The organism is Actinomadura sp., from assembly GCF_044508335.1.
Lineage (GTDB): Bacteria > Actinomycetota > Actinomycetes > Streptosporangiales > Streptosporangiaceae > Spirillospora.
The window spans coordinates 21680-36302 of the sequence record NZ_JBIQHY010000021.1; the positions used below are offsets into that span (position 1 = coordinate 21680).

12 protein-coding genes are annotated in these 14623 nt (G+C 74.8%); 5 read left to right on the plus strand and 7 right to left on the minus strand.

Annotated features, from left to right (window positions below; genetic code table 11):
* The 3 genes from ACIWVC_RS10805 to ACIWVC_RS10815 form a co-directional block, all read right to left on the minus strand.
* Positions 1-1715, minus strand: a 1715-nt coding sequence (locus tag ACIWVC_RS10805; RefSeq protein WP_396454085.1) for a WXG100 family type VII secretion target, incomplete at its 3' end; no start/stop codon positions are given.
* An 8-nt stretch (positions 1716-1723) separates the two neighbouring features.
* A complete protein-coding gene (locus ACIWVC_RS10810; RefSeq protein WP_396445978.1) occupies positions 1724-2026 on the minus strand; it encodes a WXG100 family type VII secretion target in 303 nt (100 codons plus the stop codon).
* On the minus strand, positions 2023-2427 hold the full coding sequence (locus ACIWVC_RS10815; protein ID WP_396445979.1) for a YbaB/EbfC family nucleoid-associated protein: 405 nt from the start codon (positions 2425-2427) through the stop codon (positions 2023-2025). The genes ACIWVC_RS10810 and ACIWVC_RS10815 overlap by 4 nt, the downstream gene beginning before the upstream one ends.
* A 229-nt stretch (positions 2428-2656) precedes the next feature.
* On the opposite strand from ACIWVC_RS10815, the gene ACIWVC_RS10820 reads away from it, so the two are divergent.
* Entirely contained in the window at positions 2657-2953 is a 297-nt protein-coding gene (locus ACIWVC_RS10820; RefSeq protein WP_396445980.1) for a hypothetical protein, read from the plus strand.
* Positions 2954-3016: 63 nt separating this feature from the next.
* Here ACIWVC_RS10820 and ACIWVC_RS10825 read toward each other — a convergent pair whose 3' ends face one another.
* Positions 3017-3832, minus strand: a complete 816-nt coding sequence (locus ACIWVC_RS10825; RefSeq protein ID WP_396454087.1) for a hypothetical protein — start codon at positions 3830-3832, stop codon at positions 3017-3019.
* 219 nt (positions 3833-4051) lie between these two features.
* Between ACIWVC_RS10825 and ACIWVC_RS10830 the strand changes: the two genes are divergently transcribed.
* Both ACIWVC_RS10830 and ACIWVC_RS10835 read left to right on the plus strand, forming a co-directional pair.
* Complete coding sequence (locus ACIWVC_RS10830) at positions 4052-5725, plus strand: CpaE family protein (RefSeq protein ID WP_396445981.1); 1674 nt, start codon at positions 4052-4054, stop codon at positions 5723-5725.
* Positions 5722-6216: a hypothetical protein gene (locus ACIWVC_RS10835; protein WP_396445982.1), complete on the plus strand. Its 495-nt coding sequence runs from the start codon at positions 5722-5724 to the stop codon at positions 6214-6216. Before ACIWVC_RS10830 ends, ACIWVC_RS10835 begins: the two co-directional genes overlap by 4 nt.
* Before the next feature lie 4 nt (positions 6217-6220).
* Here the strand turns inward: ACIWVC_RS10835 and ACIWVC_RS10840 are convergent, their stop codons facing one another.
* Together ACIWVC_RS10840 and ACIWVC_RS10845 are read right to left on the minus strand one after the other, a co-directional pair.
* Positions 6221-7648: a DUF1266 domain-containing protein gene (locus ACIWVC_RS10840; RefSeq protein WP_396445983.1), complete on the minus strand. Its 1428-nt coding sequence runs from the start codon at positions 7646-7648 to the stop codon at positions 6221-6223.
* 128 nt (positions 7649-7776) lie between these two features.
* Positions 7777-8715 (minus strand): DUF6177 family protein, encoded by a 939-nt coding sequence (locus ACIWVC_RS10845; RefSeq protein WP_396445984.1) that lies wholly within the window; start codon positions 8713-8715, stop codon positions 7777-7779.
* 115 nt (positions 8716-8830) lie between these two features.
* Here ACIWVC_RS10845 and ACIWVC_RS10850 point away from each other — a divergent pair, with 115 nt between their 5' ends.
* Positions 8831-10270: an LCP family protein gene (locus ACIWVC_RS10850; RefSeq protein WP_396454088.1), complete on the plus strand. Its 1440-nt coding sequence runs from the start codon at positions 8831-8833 to the stop codon at positions 10268-10270.
* Positions 10271-10430: 160 nt separating this feature from the next.
* Complete coding sequence (locus tag ACIWVC_RS10855) at positions 10431-11402, plus strand: glycosyltransferase (protein WP_396445986.1); 972 nt, start codon at positions 10431-10433, stop codon at positions 11400-11402.
* 44 nt (positions 11403-11446) lie between these two features.
* Here ACIWVC_RS10855 and ACIWVC_RS10860 read toward each other — a convergent pair whose 3' ends face one another.
* Complete coding sequence (locus tag ACIWVC_RS10860) at positions 11447-14539, minus strand: hypothetical protein (protein WP_396445987.1); 3093 nt, start codon at positions 14537-14539, stop codon at positions 11447-11449.
* Between the last annotated feature and the right edge of the window lie 84 nt (positions 14540-14623).

Sequence of the window (14623 nt, forward strand, 5' to 3'; positions counted from 1 at the left end):
GTTCCGGAGCCGCCGCCGGCGCTGGTGCCGCCCGGAGACGAGCCGCCCCCGGACGAAGAGCCGCCGCCGGCCGAAGACGGGGCCGAGGACGGTGTTCCGCCGCGGCCGGGCGCCGAGGACGAGCCGCTGCCGGATGAGGACCCGCCCGACGACGAGGAGCTGCCACCGGACGACGGGGAGCCGCCGGACGCGGAAGAGCCGCCGGACGCGGTGGAGCCTCCCGCGGGGGCGGTGGCTCCGGGAGCCGGGCCGCCGCCCATGGGGGCTACGCCGCCGGGGGCCGCGCCGCCCGTCGGGCCGCCGCCGACCGGGCCGCCGGCGCCGGGGCCGCCGCCCGCGGAACCGCCGCCGGACGGGGACGAGCCGCCGAACGCGGCCGGGTTCCCGCCGAGGCCGCCGCCGCTCGATCCGCCCGAGGGCGATCCGCCGTCGGGGGTCGCGGAGGCCAGGGAGGCGCCGCCGCCTCCGCCTCCACCGCCGCCGGTGTCTCCGAGCAGCGTCGCGATGCGGTTGCCGCCGCCTCCGCCGCCTCCGCCGGTGTGCGAGCCGCCGCCTCCGCCGCCTTCTCCTCCGCCGGAGTAGGAGCCTCCGCCGCCTCCGCCGCCGGAGTGGGAGCCGCCACCGCCGCCCCCGCTGCCGCCTCCGCCGCCGTAGTTGGAGCCGCCGCCTCCGCCGCCGTCACCGCCCCCGCCTGACGGCGAGGGGGACGGGGAAGGCGAGGGTGAAGGGCTCGGGTCCGGCGTCGGCGTGGGCGTCGGAGCCGGGGGAGTGTCCGGGGTCGGGGTGTTGGTGCCGGGCACGTGCGAGTTGAAGTCGTTGAGCCCGTCCTTGCCGCCGCCGACTGCGCCGCCGAACGCGCCCGACGTGGCGCCCTTGGCGATGGCGTCCCAGGTCAGCGGGTCGCCGTGGATCGCGGCGGTGGCGACCGTGCCGGCCACGCCGCTGATGGCCTCGGACACGCCGTCGCGCACCATGCCCTTGGCCATGTTGCCCAGCGCGGTGTCGGCGGTCTCGCTCACGCCGGGGATCTTGCCGATGCCGTGCCCGATGCCGCCGGAGATGGCGCCGCCTATCGCGCCGTCCAGGGTGGCCGAGCCGGTCTTCTTCCAGTCGACGCCGTCCCGGTTGCCCTGCGCGATCTGCACGCCCTGGACGAGCAGGTCGAGCCCGCCGCCCTCCAGGGCGCCGACCAGGGCGCCCTTCAGGACGGCGCCGAGGAACCGCCGGCTCAGCCACTCAAGCAGCCGCTGGAAGATCGTTCTGGACGCGACCTGGGCCCCCGCCTCCACGGCGGGGATGGCCGCGGTGGACGCGCCGAAGGTCGCGAAGGCCGCCGCGATCAGATAGGCGATCTCGATCGCCGTGACGATCAGCAGCGCGATGAACATGTACTTCGCGTACTCGATGTCGAGCGCGCCGCCGTCCAGTGTCTCGCCGAGCTGGCCGCACGACTCGACGAGTTTCGTCAGGATCTGCGGGTCGGTGGAGACCCACTGGTCCCATCTTTTGCCGAACTCGTCGGCGGCGCCGCTGTCCAGCGCGGCGCGGACGTCGGACGCCGTCTGGTTGAGGTCCTCGATCAGCTCGTTGATCTCGGTGCCGGCGGTGCGCCACGCCTCGGCGCACCGGCGCATCGCCGTCTCGTCGCCCTCGGGCCAGTCGGCACCGATGATCCAGGACAGCCACTGGACCGGTTCTGGGATTTCAAGACCCACGGATCAGCTCACTTCAGCCTGGAGGCGTCCTCTGCCTGCTTGTAGGTCTTGGCCATCTGGTCGACGCCCTTTTTGATGCCGTCCAGGCCCTTCTGGAGCTTGGGGAAGGACTCCAGGACCTGCGTGCTCGGCTCCTTGTAGCCCTCGGCGAACGTCTTGCCGGTCTCGTCGGTGCCCCAGCACTCGCCCTCGGCCATGAGCGCCGAGTTGAGGCGGTCGTAGATGGCCTTGAGCTGGTTGGCGCCGTCGTGGAAGCCCTTGCCCGCGCGCTTCAGCTCTTCTGTGTCGACTTCCAGGTATTCGTAGGTCATCGCGGCGGGATCCCCAGGCGCTCGCGGATCGCCTCGAAGTCGTCGGGACGCTCCGGCAGCACCTTGGTGATGTCGAAGCCGCCGCCCTCGTCCGCGCCCTCGGGCACCAGGCCCTGCATCGCCGCGCGCATCTGGTCGGCGACCTGGGCCTGCGCGTCCTTCGCGGCCTCAAGGATCGACTCGGCGAGCTGCTCGGAGCCGAGCTTGCGCTGCACGCGGGGGTCGAGTTCGAGCGAGGTCAGCCGGCCCTGCCGGTCGACCTTCACCCGCACCATGCCGTCGGCGGCCTCCGCCTCGGCCTCGATGGCCTCCAGCCGGGACTGCATGTCTGCGATCTGCCGGCGCTTCTCCTGGTAGGTCTGCAGGAGTTCGTCGATATGCGCCTGCCATTCAGCGCGCACAGGCACCCCTCTGTTCGTCGGGAGCTTGCAAGAGCCCGCGACCGCGCACGATCACAGACACACAGGGATTGATCATTTTATACGGCTTTCAAGACCGATTTTGCAACCGGTATCGCACGATAGGTAAGGCCGGGATGGGCGGCGGACGCCGCGCCGGGCCGGGCGTATGGAACACTTCGGGTTGCAGTACTGCGGCGACCGGTGGTTCGACCTTGGAGGGTGGCGGACGATGCGCAGGAGACCGAACATCTGTGACGCCTGCGTGCGGTTGCAGAAGAGGTCCAACCCTGGCGCGGAGACATCGCTCGACCGCTGGATCCCCTACTGCGAAGCCTTCCCCGAGCGGATACCGGACGAGATCTACCGCGGCGGGTTCGACCACCGGAACCCGTACGAGGGCGACCGGGGCATCCGGTTCGAGCTGCGTCCCGGCGGGGAGCGCGCCCTGGCGGCGTACGAGTCGGCGATGGCCCGCAAGGAGGCGCGCCGGCGGGACGCCGGGCGGCAGCCGGGCGAGGACGGCTGACGAACCGGCCGGGAGCGCGGCGGGAAGCGCGGCGGGCCCCGCGGGCCCGCCGCTCGCCGGCGCTCACCCGCTCCACAGCAGGGTGTTGACGACCTCGACGCCGAGCTCGCCCGCCGTCGCGAAGACGCTGCCGGTGCGGTCGCCGGTCGGGCCGCCGCTGGACCAGTACGACTGGGCGTACACGACCGTGGACCCCTGCGTCCACGTCCGCGTCCAGTACGCCGGGTCGGCCTTCGGCTGCGGCAGCCCGCTGGCGACCGACGGCGTCAGCAGCTTCGGCCAGCCCTCCCGGCTCGTGTAGCCCTTGACGAGGGCCGCGTCCGACGGGCTCGCGAACTTCAGGATCGAGACCGCCGTGATGATCTGCTTGGACGGGTTGGCGTAGACGGCCGAGTACATGTCCCCCACGCACGGGTGCCGCCGCAGCGCCGGCAGCAGCACGGAGTTCGCGCGGGTCTCGCACGACTCGGTGCGGGTCCCCGCCCTGGTGAACGTGTTGCCCTTCGCGGTCCGGATCGTCCGGGTGAGGACGCCGGCCGGGTCGACCGCGCCGCCGCTGGAACTGGTCGGCGTCGGCTCCGCCGTGGGCTCGTCGGTGGGACCCCCGGCCGGGGACTGCGACGCGGCCGGCAGCGACGCAGACGGCAGCGACGCCGTGCGGGCCGGGTCGTCGTCATCGCCGCCGAGGACGAGGAAGGCGCCCGTGCCGATCACGGCCAGGACCAGCACCGTGCCGATGATGAGCAGCGGCACCAGCGCACCGCCGCGCCGGGGATTCGGCGGCGGGAAGCCGGGGCCGCCGGGCAGCGGCGGCGGGCCGGGGGGCGGCGGGAATCCGGGCCCGCCGGGCGGCTGACCGGGCCAGGGTGGGGGGTTCATGGTCACTCCCGGGTGGTGTCACAGGCGGGGTGTGAACTAAGACCCGCGGAACCCGCGGACGGTTCAGGGGAATTCATGGTGGATTTCCCTGTGCAGGCCCCCGTGCCGGTGAAACCCTTGGACCGTAGGACTTCTAATCTGTGGGGGACGGGTCGCGCACCCGTCCCGGTGCGTGCGGCGACGAGTGTCTCGTAGGCTGGCCGGTGAGAGGGGAGGCAGGTGTCCGACTCCAGCTGGCAGCAGGCGGTGCTGCGCGAGATCGGTGTGTCGCGGCGGGGGCTAGAGCGGCTCGACGCCGCACCGCACGGCAAGGCCGAGGCGTCCTGGGGCGCTGAGGCGCCGCCCCGGTCCGCGCCGGAACGGCAGCCGTCCGCGGTGCCGGCCCCGCAGCCCGCGCAGCAGCCCGTCCCGCAGCCCGTCGCGGCCGCCTCGCCGGCGGCCCCCGAGGCGCCGCCGTTCGCCCGGCCCGCCGAGCAGGCGCCCGCCGCGTCCGACGCCCCGGCCCCGCTGCTGCCCGACGCGCAGCCGCAGGCCGAGACGTCCCCGCACCCGGCCCCGGACGCCGCCGGGCGGCACGCGGCGGCACGGCACGCCGCCGAGCAGGCCGCCGCGGAGCGGGCCGCCGCCGAGCACGCGGCCGCGCAGCAGGCCGCCGCCCAGCAGGTGTTCGCCCAGCAGCCGGCGCAGCAGCAGGCGGCGCAGCACGAGGCCCAGCAGCAGGCGGCGGTCCAGCAGCAGGCGGCCCAGGACCCCGCCCAGCACGACGCCCAGCCCCAGCACGACGCCCAGCCCCAGCCGAACCAGGCCCAGCCCAACCAGGCCGAGCCCCTGGTCCACTCCGACTTCGACTGGGAGTCCGCGGTCAACCCCGTCCTCGGCGCCGTGCCGTCGTCCGGCGAAGGCGCCGCCCAGGGAGCGGACGCGAGCGCCGCCGCGCAGCAGCAGGCGCCCGCGCAGCCCGTCCCGCAGGAGCAGACCCCCGGCGGCCACCAGATCCCGGCGCACGACCTCGTCCGCCGGAACCAGCACGGCGACCCCCTCGCCCGCCGCGTGGGGCGCGGCGTCCGCAACGCGATGGGCGGCGGCGCGCGGGAGGCCCGGGAGCGGGCCGCGTTCGCCGAGCTGATGCAGCGCCCGGTGCCGAGTTCGCGGCAGATCGCGGTGGCGAGCGTGCGCGGCGGCGCCGGCAAGACCACGATGGCGGCGCTGCTCGCGACGGAGCTGGCCCGGCACCGCGCCGACCGGGTGCTGGCCGCCGACGCCGACGCCGAGCTCGGGTCGCTGCCGCTGCGCCTCGGCGTCCACTCGCAGCTGTCGCTGTTCGACCTCGCGGCGCAGAACCCGCACACGTTCGAGGAGGCGGAGCGCTTCCTGACCCGCACCCCCGACGGCCTGTACGTGCTGTCGTCCACGCGCGGCGGGCGCATCGCGGGGGAGTTCACGCTGGAGACGTTCCAGACCGCGCTCGGCGCGGTCAGCCGGTACGTCGCCGCGACGGTCGTCGACTGCGGCGCGGGCATCCTCACCGAGGTCAACCGCGGCGTCATCGCCGACTCGCACGGCCTGGTGCTGGTCACCCCGGGCACGGTCGACGGCGCGCTGAGCGCGCGCGGGGCGCTGGAGTGGTTCGCGGCGAGCAACCAGCAGACGCTCCTGCCGCGCACGGTCATCGCGATGGTGTCGCACGCGCCGCAGGTGGGCGCCGACCTGCAGCGCGCCCACCAGATGCTCTCCGCGTGGGGGCTGCCCGTGGTGCTCGTCCCGTACGACCGGCAGCTCGCGACCGGCAGCTCGCTCGACATGTCCCGCATCTCCGCCGCCGCGCGGGCGGCCGTGACCCGCGTCGTCCACGAGGTGTTCTCCCGCTCGCTGGCCGCGGGGGTGGCGCGATGAGCAGCGACCTGGTCGCGCTGGTGCGCCGCCGCCCCGACGTGCACGCCATCGCCGACGGCATGATCGCGATGGGCGAGCCGCTGGAGCTGCGCGGCGGCGAGCCCGAGCCGACGCGGCTGCACGACGGCGAGGGCCGCCTGCTCGTCTCCATCGAGGACCCGGTGCAGGTGTCGGTGGAGGGCGAGATCGGCCGGCTGCTCGGCGCGGAGTTCGCGGCCCGGGTCGCCGAGCCGGTCTGGTGGGTGGACGTCCGGGCGTCCGCCGACCTGCCGGACGCGATGCGCGTCGCGCGCAAGTTCGCCGACTCCCTCGTCCGCTGGCTCGGCGGGATGGTGTACCCGGAGGGCGCCGCCGACGCCCCGGCCCGCAGCTGGCGGGCGTACGACCAGGGCGGCGAGGGCGCGGGCCGGGCCGGCGGCGGATCGGGCGGCTTCCCGGGCCCGGCCGGCGACGCGGGCGGCGCCGCCTACCAGGGCGGTGTGATCGGCTGAGCCGTCAGGGCCAGTCGCGGGTGAGGTCCAGGTCCCAGGGGACGAGGTTCCACGGGCTGCGCGGCTCGTGGTGGAGCTCCTCGACGAGCCGCTCGTACTCGGCCTGCGCCTTCCCGCCGCCGCCCGACCCGAGCAGCCGCCCCTGCAGGTAGCAGGCGGACATGTCCCGCCACGACGAGTACCGCCGCTGGATGTCGATCGCCAGCGGCAGCATCCGCTCCCAGCAGTACTCCTCGGTCAGCCACCCGACCATGTGGCCCCACCGGTAGAGCATCAGCGCGCGCCCGTAGTCCCAGATGAGCAAGCGCCCCACGCCGGCGCGCAGCGCCGGGTCGGCGAGGACCTTCAGCCGGTGCAGCTCCGCCGCCGCGTGGCCGCGGTCGTTGAACAGCCGGTGGAGGAAGTGCGCCAGCTCGGCGCCCTCCTCGCTCGCGTCCGCGCCGGGCTCGTCCCGCAGCAGCGCCGGGACGAGCCGCGCGTACGCGCCGCCCTCGTCCCCGTACCGGACCCGGACCAGCTCGATCAGCCGCTCCACGAACGGCGGTTCGAGCCGGTCGGCGGCGATGAGGCCGTCGACCTCGCGCAGCAGCCTCCCGTACTCCTCCCGCGCGGCCGGGGGCCGGGCGGCGAGTCGGGCGTCGCGGGCGAAGTCGGCGCGGTGCCCGTCCTGGACGAGCCAGTTGGCGGCGGCGAGCAGCTGTTCGAGGTCGTAGGCTCCCCACGGGTCGCGCAGCAGGTCGTGCGCGGTGCGGCGGTCGGCGGCCGCGGCGGACTCGCCCGGCGCGGCGCCGAGCCGGTCCACCCGGAACCCGTTGACGGCGCCGTAGGGGGCGGCCGCCCCGATGATCCAGCGCTGCACCGGGGTGAGGCCGCCGCCGTGGGCGAGGACCCCCGGCAGGTCGGGCGCGGAGATCAGCTCCCAGAGCCGCCTGCGGAACTCCTCGGCCTGCTGCTTCTCGCCGCCGGAGAACCCGGCGAGCTGCTTGCGGAGCGACGGGTGCCGGACGCAGAGCCGGCGGAAGAACGGCCCGGTGCGCCACACCAGGTGCTCGGGGCGCAGGTCGCCGAACGGTATCCGGGTGCGGCGGTGCACGATGGCCCGCTCGGCGAACCGCAGCTCCAGGTCCGGCCACAGCCGGGCGAGCGGGGTGAAGCGCCACAGCAGCAGGAAGCACGCCACCGCGGCGAGCAGGCCGGCGCCGGGCGCGAGCGCCCACCGCGCCTCGTCCGGCAGCCCGGCGAGGGACAGCACGGCCCCGGCGAGCAGCAGCACCACGCCGCCCGCACCGAACCCGAGGAAGCAGCCGGCGGTGTGGACGAGCGACCCCTCGATCCGCAGGACGGCGGCGTCGCCGTCGAACTCGAACGACCCCTCGGCGAGCGTCCCCCGGACGGCCCGCTCAAGCGCGTCGAGCTGCCCGGCCGTCCCCATGGGCAGGACCGTACATCATCCGTTCCGGGTAGATCATCCGCCGGAGTGGCCGTGTGCGGCGGGTCGTCCCGCGTGTCCGGATCAGGCCGGGTCGCCGGGGGCCGCCCGCCGGGTCACGACCGGCCGGGTCACGACTGGAGGTGCTGCATGAGCATGCTGTGCCGCTGCCAGCCGTCCGGGGAGCGGCCGTCGCCGAGCGGGAAGAACGTCAGCGGGGCGCGCGGCGGCCCGACCTGCTGGCCGGGGACGCCCGGCGGGCCGGTCACGGTGCCCGCGACGGCCAGCGCGACCGGGGCGGGGGCGCCGGTCCAGCGCGGCTCGGTGGTGAGGTCGGCGCGGCCGGGGGTGAGCTGCACGAACAGCGACGCGATCGGCTGGTCGGCGGCGAACGCGCCGACGAGCGTCGGCAGGTGCTGCAGGGGCGGCGGGTCCTCCGGCGCGTAGCCGACCGTGACGGTGGTGGTCTCGGCGACGGCGCCGCCCTCGCCCGCCGCGTAGTCGCAGATGGCCTGGGCGGGGCGCGGCCCGTCCCCGCCGACGACGAGCCGCCCGGTGGGCCGCCCGCGCGCGTACTCGGTGAGCCGGTCGCGGCGCCACGGGTGCTCCAGCGGTTCGGCGGGGCCGAGCCCGGCCGGGTACTTGCCGGTGAGCAGCTGCAGGAGGCGCTCGACCGGCCCGGCGGGGTCGCCGTCCGCGCCGTGCCTGATCCGGTAGACGAGGGTGAGCTGCGAGCCGATCGGCGCGGTCGGGCGGGTGGTGAACCCGGGCGCGTAGTCGCGGGCCTCCGGGACGGGGACGAACGTCCGCCCGCCCCACTTCATCGGCCGCCCGGTCAGGCCCTCGTAGTAGCCGTCGCCGTTGCGCACGATCCACTGCAGTGAGTCGCCGGCCGCGGCGGTGCGCAGCGGCAGCGTCAGCCGGGACTCCAGCGGCGTGACGAGCTGCAGGGTGCGTCCGGTGTCGGTGCAGTCGCCGAGGGCCCTGTTCAGCCAGGCGCTCAGCGGCACGACCGGCCGGTCCTGGAGGACGACCATCGCTTGGTCGGTCAGCGCGTCTACGGTGCTCATCTCGTCCGGGAGTCTAGTCACCGGGGAGGGCCCCGCGGCCGGGCGCCGGGGAGGGGGCCGGGGAGATTCCCGGGGTCCGCGTGGCCTGTGTCGAATCTGTGCTGAAATGTTACGGATGCAGCGAACTGGTGCGTCCTCCGGCGTCTATTACGCGGACAACGCCCCGCCGCCACCGGAGCCGCCGGTGCGGGGGCGTCTGTGGCGCGTGCTCGGTGTCGTGTCGGTCGTCCTGTCGGTCGTGCTGGTCGCGGGCTGCCTCACCGCCTACGGGTTCTGGCGGCGGCTGGACGGCCAGATCGACCGCGAGGACGTCGACGGCAGGCTCGGCCAGAACCGCCCGCCCAAGCTCAACAGCTCGCTGAACATCCTGCTGATAGGGTCCGACAGCCGCGCCGGCGAGAACGCCCGATACGGCGCCGAGGCCGGGCAGCGCTCCGACACCACGATCCTGCTGCACATCTCGCCCGGCGGGGAGAGCGCCATCGGCATCAGCTTCCCGCGCGACTCGATGGTGCAGATGCCGGCGTGCAAGCGGAAGAACGGCACGACCGTCCCGGCCCAGTTCGGGATGATCAACGCGGCGTTCTCCAACGGCGGCCCGGCCTGCACCTGGCACACCATCGAGTGGCTCACCAAGATCCACATCGACCACTACGTCGAGGTCGACTTCGCCGGCTTCAAACGGGTCGTGGACGCGCTCGGCGGCGTCGAGATCTGCGTGCCGAAGCGCATCGACGACCCCAAGGCCGAGCTGCACCTGCGCGCCGGCAGGCAGACCGTCCGCGGCGACCAGGCGCTCGGCTACGTCCGCACCCGGTACGTCCTCGGCGACGGCTCCGACCTGGGGCGCATCAAGCGGCAGCAGGCGTTCATGGCCTCGGTCGTCAAGAAGGCGACCGACAAGGGGATGCTCACCGACCCGGGACGCACCTACGCCTTCCTCTCCGCCGCGACCAAGTCCATCAAGGCCGACGACAGGCTCACGCTGTCGGTGATGCAGAAGCTCGCCGCTTCCCTGCGGGGGATGAGCGCCGGCAAGGTCCGCTTCGTCACCGTCCCGGTGCAGCCGTACCCGCAGGACAAGTACCGCGTCCAGTTCGACCGGGCCCTCGCCGAGCCGCTGTTCAAGGCCGTCCGGGAGGACGACAAGCTCCCAGAGCCGGCGCCCGCCCCCGTGCCCGCGCAGAACAAGGTGAAGCCCGTCCCGCCCGAACAGGTGAGGGTCGGCGTCTACAACGCCTCCACCATGGAGGGCCTCGCCGGGCGCACCGCCGAGCAGCTCGGCGAGCGGGGCTTCCAGGTCGTCAAGGTCGGCACGAGCAAGAAGAAGTACGACCGCACCGCGATCCTGTACGGCGCGGGCGCCGAACGGCAGGCCGCGCGCCTGGCGGTCGCGGTGCCGGGGCATCCGCCGCGGCCCTGGCGGTCCGCCAAGCCCGGCCACGTGTACCTCGTCATCGGCGCGGACGGCGCCCGGCTGCGGGGGGTGAAACCGACCATGCCCAAACTGGCCGGCGAGATCCGGGCCGACCGTGACATCTGCGCCCAGACCTGATGCGGCCCCACGACACCGGTATCTTGACCCGCGCCAACCGTCAACCGCCTCAAAGCGTCCTCAGTAGGACGGCCTAGATGTATCCCCCCGACCTCGGCCCGACGAGCCGCCCCCCGCGCAGGGCTCCGCAGGCCGCCTACGCTCCCCCTGGAACGGACGCATGCAGCCCGAGCCCTTCACCCTGTTGATGACCGTTTACGGCGGCGACCAGGCGGACCATGTGCGCGACGCGTTCCGCAGCGCCGTCCAGTTGCAGACCCTGCGCCCCGACCAGGTGGTCCTCGTCCAGGACGGCCCCCTCCCGCCCGCGCTGCTGGACTGCCTGCGCGACCTCGTCGCCGGCAGCCCCGTCGAGGTCGAGCTCGTCCGCCTGGAGCGGAACCGCGGCCTCGGCCCCGCCCTCGACGCCGGCCTGCACGCGTCCCGGCACGACATCGTCGCCCGCATGGACGCCGACGACGTCGCCATGCCGCACCGCTTCCAGACGCAGGTCCCGCTCGTCCGCGCCGGCGCCGACCTCGTCGGCGCCGGCCTGCTGGAGTTCGGCACCGACATCACCGACGTCGTCGGCCGCCGCATCCCGCCGAGCGACCCCGCCGACATCGCCCGCTACTCGCGCCTCCACGACCCGTTCAACCACCCCACGGTCGTCTACCGGCGCAGCGCCGTCGCCGCCGCGGGCGGCTACGGCGACCTGCCCCTCATGGAGGACTACTGGCTGTTCGTCCGCATGATCGCGAACGGCGCCCGGATGGTGAACGTCGCCGAGCCCCTCGTCTACTACCGCGTCGGCGAGGGCGCCTACGAGCGCCGCGGCGGCCGCGAACTGCTCCGCTCCGAGCTGCGCCTGCAGCGCGAGATGCTCCGCGAGGGCTTCATCTCCCAGCCGCAGTACTGGCGCAACGTCATGGTCCGCGGCGGCTACCGCCTCGTCCCCACGATGATCCGCAAACCGTTCTACCGCGCCGTCGTCGCCCCCTACGGCGCCCGCCGCAACCGCTCCCGCGACCGCGCCGGCGGCACCGCCCCGGCAGGCGCCCTCTCCTACATCCCCCGCCACGCCCGCCGCCCTGACCAGACGGCCTCGTCTCTCACGCCGCAGCCCGAGCCGCCGACGTCACCTGGCAGCTAGAGGCCGATGCCGCCAGAGCCGATGCGGCGTCCCCGGCGCCGCGATCAGCCGGGCCTGCTCCATAGGACGGGCTGCTCGCCGGACTGGCCGGAAGTTCTCCCCACGCCCAGCACGGTGTTCTTGAAGGCGGCCAGGCCGGTGATCTGCTGGTCGCCCGCGCCGGAGAGGCCCTTGGCGTCGAGCAGCGCACCCTTCCAGGACGCCCCGTCCGCGGACGTCCAGGACACGACGTCGCCGGCCCCGGGCGAGCCGCTCGTCCCGGCCGCCGCGAACCCGTCGGGGGTCGCGGTCAGGCTGAGCACTTCAAGGTTCTTCGTGCCCTCCGGGGACGGGAGATCGACCGGCTTCCAGGTGCGGCCGCCGTCGCCCGACAGGTATCCGATCGCGATCCGGCCCGCCGCCTTCCGGGCGTTGCCGGTCGCCACGAGCGTGCCGCCCTTCGCGCTGATCTGTGTCAGCACACCCTCCTGGACCCCGGGAGGCAGGGGAAGCTGCTTGAGCGTCCACTGCTTGCCGTCGGACGAGGTCCACACGGCGGGCCGGTAACTCGACTGCCTGGGGGCGGCGGGGTCGCGCAGGCCCCCGGCCGCAGCGAAGCCGAACTGCCCGCCCGCCACGGACCGCAGCCACCGGTTGGAGTTCGGGAGCGCCTTCAACCCGCTGCCGCCGACGCCCGTCCCGCGCGTCCAGTTCTTCAGGTCCGGGGAGAACCAGGTGGCCGCGGACAGACCGTCATCGCCCACGATGACGTACCCGGCGGGGCCCGACGCCGCGCTGTAGGTAACGAGCTCGTGCTCGCCGGCCTTGAACACCTCCGACTCGTCGGCGGCCTGCCAGCTCGTCCCGTCGGCGGACGTCACCACGAGCGGCCGGCGCGGCTTGGCCTGGTCGAACCCGACGGCGAGCCAGCCCTGGGGCCCGCTGGTGACGCTGAGCAGCCGCTGCGGGCCGGGCCGGGACAGGGCGGCGCCAGTGCCTTGGGCGCGGTTCCACGTCCTGCCGTCCGCCGAGGTCCAGGCGGCCGCCTCGCCGTTCGCGCTGCCGACCGCCACCGCCTTGCCGTCGCTCGCCGCCAGCGAGGTGACCGCCAGATCGGGCCGGACCGCGCCGGGCACCTTGGACAGGTCGATGGGGACGTCTCCGCCGCTGCCATCGTGCACGGCCAGCAGGGCGTCGGTGTCGCCGTCGCCGTCCTGCGTGCCGACCATGATGCTCTGCCCGCCGGCGAGCGCCGCGCCGCGCACGGTCGTGCCGCGCTGTAGCGGGACGGTCCCCGCGTCCTTCCAGGAGCGGCCGTCCGCGCTCCGTGAGACGAGCCTGTCCCGCCCGCGGACGACGATGGCCGCGAAGCCCTGGTCGTCGCTCAGCACCGCCTCGACCCGTTTGTAGCCGGAGACGTCTAGCTTGGCGACCTTCGTCCACTTCTTGCCGTCGGTCGAGGAGAAGAACTGGCCGCCGCCCTTGACCTCGCGGACCGCGAGGAAGCCGTTCGCGCCGCCGCCGATCATCATGCCTCGGCTGCCGCCCTTGGGCACCGGGATGATCGACTCGGTCCAGGTACCGCCGCCGTCCTCGGAGCGCCACACCTTCCGGGAGCGCGCGGGCTTCTTCGGGTCCGGGCGGTGCACGCCCTCCAACAGCAGGACGCCGCCCGAAGCGGCGGCGGTGACCAGCGTCACCTCGCCCTTCCGCACCGGGAGGTCGAGCCTGCCACCCGACCTGATCTGCCAGGTCCGGCCGTCCGCGGAGGTCCAGACCGCGGGTTCGGCGTCGCTGAAGTCGCCCTTGCGCGAGGTGGATCCGATGGCGATGAAGCCGTCCGGCGCGGCCTGGACCGCCTTCACGCGGGTGCCCTTGCCGAAGGGCTGCGCGGCGCCGGCGGGGAGCCGCTCCCAGGTCCGGCCGTCCCGGCTCGTCCACAGTACGGCGTTGCCGTCGGGGCCGCCGAGCGCGACCCAGCCCTTGGCGGAGCCGGCCACCGTCCGGGGTACCTCGTTCGGCGGCGGCTCCCCGCCGCCGGGACCGGTCACCCTGCCGGACGAGAAGGTGCGGCCACCGTCGGTGGAGACGAGGAACTGTCCGCGCGACCCCGAGGCGTCGGACTCGCCGCCGGCCGCGACCACGGTGGAGCCGGCCGCGGCCACGGCGGTGAGGCGCTGGTCGCGGCCGTCGGTGGTCCCGGCCGAGTTCGCGCCGAACAGCGCGCCCGCCAGCTCGACCTCGCCGCCGGCGGTGCCGGCGGCGCCGTCACCGCCGCCGGTCAGCAGGAAGAACCCGCCCGCCGCGACGAGCGCGGCGGCGGCCAGCCCGGCGATGCCGATGAGCAGCGGCTTCTTGACGCTTCTTCGGGGCCTGTTGGCGCTGGTCTGCGGCGTCCGCCAGGGTTCATCGATCAACGGCGGTGGCAGCGCCGGGCCGGCTGCCTCCGGCCCCGGCCGCCCTGGGACCTGCTGCGCGTGCGGGAACGGCTCGGCGGACGGTGGGGCGGCGGGCCTGTCCGGGACCTGCTGTGCGTAGGGGAACGGCTCCGGCGCACGGGGTGCGGGGAGCGCGGGTGAGGAGGGGATCTCCTGCGCGTAGGGGAACGGCTCGGCCGCCGGGGAGCTTTGCGCGGGTGGAGCCGGCGCAGGCGGGTTCTGAGCCGGTGGAGCGGCAGGCTGTCCCGGGATCTCCTGGGCGTAGGGGAACGGCTCGGGCGCCGAGGGACTCTGCGCGGGTGCGGGCGGAGCCGGCGGCGCGGGCAGGTTCTGGGCCGGTGGAGCGGCGGGCCGCCCCGGGATCTCCTGCGCGTACGGGAACGGCGGAGGCGCGGGGATGTCGGTGGACGTGACCGGAGCGGCCGCCGGTGGAGTGCTCGCCGGCGGCGCGGCCTGGGCGGGTGGAGGGGAGGGCCGCGCCGCCTCCGCCTTCGGCTCCTCGGTGTCGGCGGGGGGCGTGGCGCCCATGACCGCGGTCCGGTGCGCGTCGTCGGACTCGGGCACCTGCGGCTCCGGCTCGTCCTCGGGGAGGAGCGGGACGGGGCCGGATGCCCGCGCGTCGCTGTTCAGCCACTGGGGCGGGGGCGGTGCCTGGTCCGGCCGCTCGGGGGCGGGACGCTCACCCGCCTGGTCGTCATCCGGCTTTCCGGTTCCAGTCACACCCGCTCTCCCAGCATGAGGGTCGAAGTCATGTCGTGCGCCCGGCTCGCCGCAGGCCGTCCGCCCGCTCGTCAACGCGATGCC